Below are 5,275 nucleotides of genomic sequence, written 5' to 3'. Positions count from 1 at the left end.
TTACAAGAACGTGAAGCCGGATTACGTCAAGGCGCTGTGGAACATTTTCAACTGGGCGGAGATCAGCAAGCGGTTCGACAACGCCGTCGCGGGCGGCAACGGCCTGCTGCTCGGCTGAGTACGCGCGCAAACGGGGTTCGGCCGTCTGGCCGGGCCCCGTTTTTCGTACCCGGACGCCAGGCGGCCGGTGGCCCGGTCGTCCCGCGGATCACCAGCTCGGCCTGGAGTTCCACGGTGTTCTCCGGCGTGGCGCCGTTCAGCAGGTCATGCAGCATGGCCGCGGCGAGGCGGCCCTTCTCCTGCATCGGCCGGCGCATCGTGGTGAGTGCCCGGCGCTCGGCGCCGGGGACGTCGTCGAAGCCGATCACCGACAGGTCTTCCGGCACGCGCGGGCGGCGTTCGCGCGCGACGTCCAGCGCCGCGATCGCCATCGTGTCCGACGTCGCGGCGATGGCGGTGATCGGGCCTGCGCCGAGGAGTGCGCGGGTGGCGGCCACCCCGGCCGCATGGTCGAAACCCCCGGCCTCCATAACCGGGAGCCGGGCGAAATCCGGACCCGCTGCGTCCAGGTACCCGGCGATCCGTTCCCGCACGACGCGTTCGGTCGCGCGGCCCCGGCGGGATGGGTCGGCGAGACCGTGGTGACCGTCCGGCGCCAGGCGTTCGGCCAGGATGCCGACCGCCCGGTGACCCAGGTCCAGGAGATGCGTCATCTGGGTGCGCGCGGCGAGCCGGTCCGGGATGCAGACCAAGGGCACGTCAGCGAGCCGCGGTGCATCGACGACCACCTGCAACGCGGCCCGGTCGGGCAGCCCGGCCTCGCCCTCGGCGGGCGGCGTGTCGGCAGTGAGACGAGCGTGAGCGCGTAGTCGTCGAACTTGTGGCTCTGCACGATGCCCTGCAGCAGCGCGCGGGTGGAGGCGTACTCGAGGCTGTCCATCAGCATCACGCCGATCGCGCCGACCTTGCCCGCCCGCCTGCGTACCCCAGCCGGGCAGCGGTTTCGAGGATGTGCCGCTGCGGCATGACCTGCCCGACGTCGGCCGCAACATGCAGGGGTTCGGTGCGGCTGCGGCACAACCACCCGTACGCCAAACCGCGGATCGTGCACAACTACCTCGACGACGACGACGACCGGCAGCGGCTGCGCGAGGGCGTGCGGATCTGCATGGGCATTGCGCGGGAGAACCGGCTCACCGGAATGCTGGACGCGGACCTGCGCGCGGCGGCGGACGCCGGTCTGGCCCCGCTGTCCGATCGGGACGCGGACATCGACGACTACCTCCGCGCGCAATCGTTCTCGTCCTATCACCCGTCGGGAACGTGCATGCTGGGGCAAGGTCGTCGACCAACGCGCCCGCGATCATGATCGGCGAACGGGCGGCGGATTTCATCCGTGGCGCCGGGTGAGGAGGAACCGTGTACGTACCGCCGGAGGTCCCGTCAGACGCCATTCTGACTCCTGACGGAGACCTGGAGACCGACGTCATGATCATCGGCTCCGGCATGGGTGGTTCGGCGCTCGCGTGGGCGTTGCGTGCGTCCGGGCGCCGGGTGCTCGTGGTCGAGCGGGGCGGGTTCCTGCCGCGGGAACCGGAGAACTCGCAGCCGGTGGAGACGTACCTGAAGGGCCGGTACAAGAACGCGGGCGAGTGGGTGGACGGCCGGACCGGGCGGCTGTTCGCGCCCGGCGTCTACTACTGGGTCGGCGGGAACACCCGGTTGTACGGGGCGATGCTGCCGCGGTTCCGGGAGAGCGACTTCGGCGAGGTCGAGCACCACGACGGGCGTTCGCGGGCGTGGCCGTTCCCCTACACCGACCTCGAGCCGTACTACGGCCTCGCCGAGCGGCTGCTGCAGGTGCACGGCCAGGTCGGCGAGGACCCGACGGAACCTCCGCATTCGACGCCGTACCCGCATCCGGCGCTGGAGCACGAACCGGAGATCGAGCGGTTCGCGGCGTCGTTGCGGCGGGCCGGGCTGCATCCGTTCCACACGCCCAACGCGCTGAACGTGACCACGGACGCCGACCGCGCCGAGGTCACCACGGCCGACGGCAGCCCGGACGAGACCGGGCGGAAGTCGGACGCGGAGAACCGCCTGCTGCTGCCCGCGCTGCGGGCCGGGGTGCAGCTGCTGCCGTCGGCGGAGGTGACGCGGCTGGTCACCTCGGACGACGGTCGCCGGGTGGCTGCCGCGGAGGTCCGGCATCGCGGCCGGACGCTGCGGATCACCGCGGAGCGGTTCGCGCTCGCGGGCGGTGCGGTGGACTCCGCCGCGCTGTTGCTGCGCTCGGCCTCGCCGCGGCATCCGGACGGGCTCGGGAACTCGTCCGGGCTCCTCGGCCGGAACTACATGGTGCACAACAGCACGTTTTTCCTGGGTGTCGACCCCTTCCGGAAAAACCCCACGAAATGGCAGAAGACGTTGGGGATCAACGACTTCTACGAGACCGGACCGTATCCGCTCGGCAACCTGCAGATGCTCGGGAAACTGCAGGCGCCGATGCTCAAACCGGCCCGGCGGTGGGCGCCGATGTGGGCGCTCGGGTTCATGGCCGCCCGCAGCCTTGACCTCTACCTGACCACCGAGGACCTGCCGTCGCCGGACAACCGCGTACGCGTGGAAGGCGACCGGATCGTCATCGACTGGACGCCGACGAACCTCGCGCCGCACCACGAGCTGGTGGCGCGCGTGCGGAAGCTGGTGCGGCGAGCCGGGTACCCGCTGATCTTCACCCAGCGCATGGGGATCGAGACGAACTCGCACATGTGCGGTACCGCGGTCGCCGGGCCCGATCCGGCCACCAGCGTGCTGGACGCGTCGTGCCGCAGCCACGACGTGGAGAACCTGTGGCTTGCCGACTCGTCGTTCTTCCCGTCGTCGGCGGCGGTGAACCCGGCACTGACCATTGCGGCGAATGCGTTCCGGATCGCTTCGGCGGTGCTGACCGGTGGTGATGTTACGCACGAATGAGTGAACAATTGGGGTGATTTGCCGCCTGTTTTGCCCCGCCAGGAAGGTTTCCCGCGAGCGGAGGGCACGGTTCGGTCGCGGTTTCTGTTCTCCCGGCCGTTTTCCCGGCATTGTCAGTGCCATGCACCCCGCTGTTGTTCCTGCGCGCGCCCGCGCGCTCCTGCTGCCGGTCTTCGCGGTGCTCCTCGCCGCGTCGGCGGCGGCCGGGATCGGGCTCGGCCTGTGGATCCACCGGCAGGGCACCGCGGCGATGGAGCGGGCCCCCGGCCGGTCGGTGGTCGCGGTGGTGCATCCCGAGCCGGGCGCCCTGTTCGGCACCGAAGGGGCAGCGGTACCGCGTACCCGGCACATCACCTGGACCGCGCCGGACGGCGGGACGGAGGAGGCAGACGTCCCGCTGCGCTCGGATCCCTCGACCCCGGGCCTGACGCGGATCCGGGTGGACGGACGCGGGCACCTGCTGCCCGCGTCACCGGACCGCGCGGACGTGGTGTCGATGGCGCTGATCGCGGCCGGAGCATGGGAAGTGGTGACGCTGATCGGGGGGTACGCGCTGTACCGCCGGTTCGCGCGGCCGTCTCGGACGGCGTTGCGCGCGGCTTGAGGTCAGCGCCAGCGGCAGCGGTAGAACCAGACCAGCGCCAGCGGGACGGCAGTGGTGAGGAAGGCACCCACCAGAATCGGTGCGAGTGCCCCCATCCCGAACCCGACGACCATGGTGACGAGCCCGATCAGCAACATGCTCAGCACGGCGACGGTGGCCGCGGCGAACGTGACCACGTGCAGCGGGCGGAACTTCTCGAACCGGCGGGCAAGGCGCGGATTCTCGTGGGCGAGGTGGCGTTCGATCTCGTCCAGCTGGTGTTGTTCGTAGTCGCGTAGCGCCATGGCCCGCTCCGCCGGTGAGGACTGTTCCTGGATTCTGCCACGAAATCCGCCGGGTGTGGTCATTTCGCCGCCGTACCCGGGTGAGTTCGGGCCGGGATGAGGCCGCATCTCCCGCACCGGCGGCGAAATGCCCGCGGTGCCCCAACGCGACCCGGCCGGGTGGCTGCCGGTCGACACCGTGGCCCCCTTTTCGCCATTGCGCCAAAGTTCTTTGCGGAATCTGCAAAGCTCCGCGCATGATGGGAGGATGAGCGAGGAGTTCGACGCCGTGCTGTCCGCGGTCGGGCCGCGGTTGCGGGAGCTGCGCCGCCGCAGCGGGGCCACCCTGACCGCGCTGGCGGAGACCACGGGCATCCCGATCAGCACGCTGTCCCGGCTGGAGTCCGGTCAGCGCAAACCGGGACTGGAGCTGCTGCTCCCGCTCGCGAAGGCGTACCAGGTCCCGCTCGACGAACTGGTCGGCGCCCCGGCCAGCGGCGACCCGAGGGTGTACCCGCGCCCGTTCACCCACCACGGGATGACGGTGATCCCGCTGAGCCGCAAACCCGGCGGACTCCAGGTGCACAAGCAGATCCTCCCCGCCGGTGCGACCGACCACCTGACCCCGGAACCGCGGACCCACGAGGGATACCACTGGCTGTACGTCCTGAGTGGACGGTTACGCATGCTCCTCGGCGACCAGGACTTCGTGCTGACCGCGGGGGAGGTCGCGGAGTTCGACACGCACCTCCCGCACTGGTACGGCAACGCCGACGAGCATCCGGTGGAGTTCCTGAGCATCCTCGGCCCGCAGGGGGAGCGGTTCCACCTCAAGGCCCGGTACCGGAGGTAACGCCCGGCGGGGTGGGGTTCCGCCGCCGCTGCCCCTTGTCACCGCCTCACTCCCGCCCTTCACCGGGCGGCTCAGCGCCGACCTTTGCGTTCCGTGCCTGATCGAGAACGACGCGGTGACCGCGGCCATCGGCGAAAGTGCTTACGGGGCAGCGAAAGGCAGTCACGCCCGCGCCGAACTACTGCGGGTTGGCGACCAGCCGGTCCGCGCTGGACCAGATGACCGGCAGTGCGCCCCCGACCGCCGAGGTGCGGCACCGGTACGGCGAGTTCGTCGGCGCGGGGGTGTGCACCTTGTTCCGTCCGGTGTGGACAATCTGCCCGGATGAGCACCCCGCCTGGGAAAGCTTTCTGGGCAAAAAGGGCATTGCCGCAGGCATGGCGCATCGGCACCCGACAGAATTGACCCATGATCACTCGTACTGACCTCCGTGGGCAGGTCCCGTCCGTTGCCGAGCTGCGTGCTGCGCTTCCGCGTGCTGAGTACGACGTGGAGGTGGCGGTGCATCAGGTGCGGCCGGTGGTGGAGGCGGTGCGCGACCGTGGGGTGGCGGCGGTGCTGGAGTTCACCGAGCGGTTC

General features: G+C 70.4%; 7 protein-coding genes and 1 pseudogene. 6 read left to right on the top strand and 2 right to left on the bottom strand.

Annotation, left to right across the window (positions count from 1 at the left end):
* Window positions 1–118: Fe-Mn family superoxide dismutase (locus OO71_RS45725; protein ID WP_033295374.1), on the top strand; the 118-nt coding region annotated here is incomplete at its 5' end.
* Here OO71_RS45725 and OO71_RS49780 read toward each other — a convergent pair.
* Window positions 63–758: a substrate-binding domain-containing protein gene (locus OO71_RS49780; RefSeq protein ID WP_162186197.1), complete on the bottom strand. Its 696-nt coding sequence runs from the start codon at window positions 756–758 to the stop codon at window positions 63–65. The genes OO71_RS45725 and OO71_RS49780 overlap by 56 nt on opposite strands.
* 305 nt (window positions 759–1,063) lie before the next feature.
* On the opposite strand from OO71_RS49780, the gene OO71_RS45715 reads away from it, so the two are divergent.
* The 3 genes from OO71_RS45715 to OO71_RS45705 all read left to right on the top strand — a co-directional run bounded on the left by OO71_RS45715 (window position 1,064) and on the right by OO71_RS45705 (window position 3,580).
* Window positions 1,064–1,369: a GMC oxidoreductase gene (locus OO71_RS45715; protein ID WP_033296399.1), complete on the top strand. Its 306-nt coding sequence runs from the start codon at window positions 1,064–1,066 to the stop codon at window positions 1,367–1,369.
* A 50-nt stretch (window positions 1,370–1,419) separates the two neighbouring features.
* Window positions 1,420–2,976, top strand: coding sequence for a GMC oxidoreductase (locus OO71_RS45710; RefSeq protein WP_033296398.1), 1,557 nt, complete (start codon window positions 1,420–1,422; stop codon window positions 2,974–2,976).
* Between the two features lie 121 nt (window positions 2,977–3,097).
* Complete coding sequence (locus tag OO71_RS45705; RefSeq protein WP_033296397.1) at window positions 3,098–3,580, top strand: hypothetical protein; 483 nt, start codon at window positions 3,098–3,100, stop codon at window positions 3,578–3,580.
* Window positions 3,581–3,582: 2 nt separating this feature from the next.
* Here OO71_RS45705 and OO71_RS52825 read toward each other — a convergent pair whose 3' ends face one another.
* The gene (locus OO71_RS52825) at window positions 3,583–4,041 is read right to left on the bottom strand and encodes a DUF3040 domain-containing protein (protein ID WP_245633985.1); all 459 of its coding nucleotides are present in this window, start codon (window positions 4,039–4,041) and stop codon (window positions 3,583–3,585) included.
* A 70-nt stretch (window positions 4,042–4,111) separates the two neighbouring features.
* On the opposite strand from OO71_RS52825, the gene OO71_RS45695 reads away from it, so the two are divergent.
* Window positions 4,112–4,696, top strand: coding sequence for a helix-turn-helix domain-containing protein (locus tag OO71_RS45695; protein WP_033296395.1), 585 nt, complete (start codon window positions 4,112–4,114; stop codon window positions 4,694–4,696).
* Between the two features lie 408 nt (window positions 4,697–5,104).
* Window positions 5,105–5,275, top strand: a pseudogene (locus OO71_RS52820) (histidinol dehydrogenase); the annotation flags it as partial.

It is taken from the genome of Amycolatopsis jejuensis, from assembly GCF_000717335.1.
GTDB lineage: Bacteria > Actinomycetota > Actinomycetes > Mycobacteriales > Pseudonocardiaceae > Amycolatopsis > Amycolatopsis jejuensis.
The sequence above is the reverse complement of the archived record's forward strand: the minus strand, read 5'-3'. Positions and strand labels throughout refer to the sequence as shown.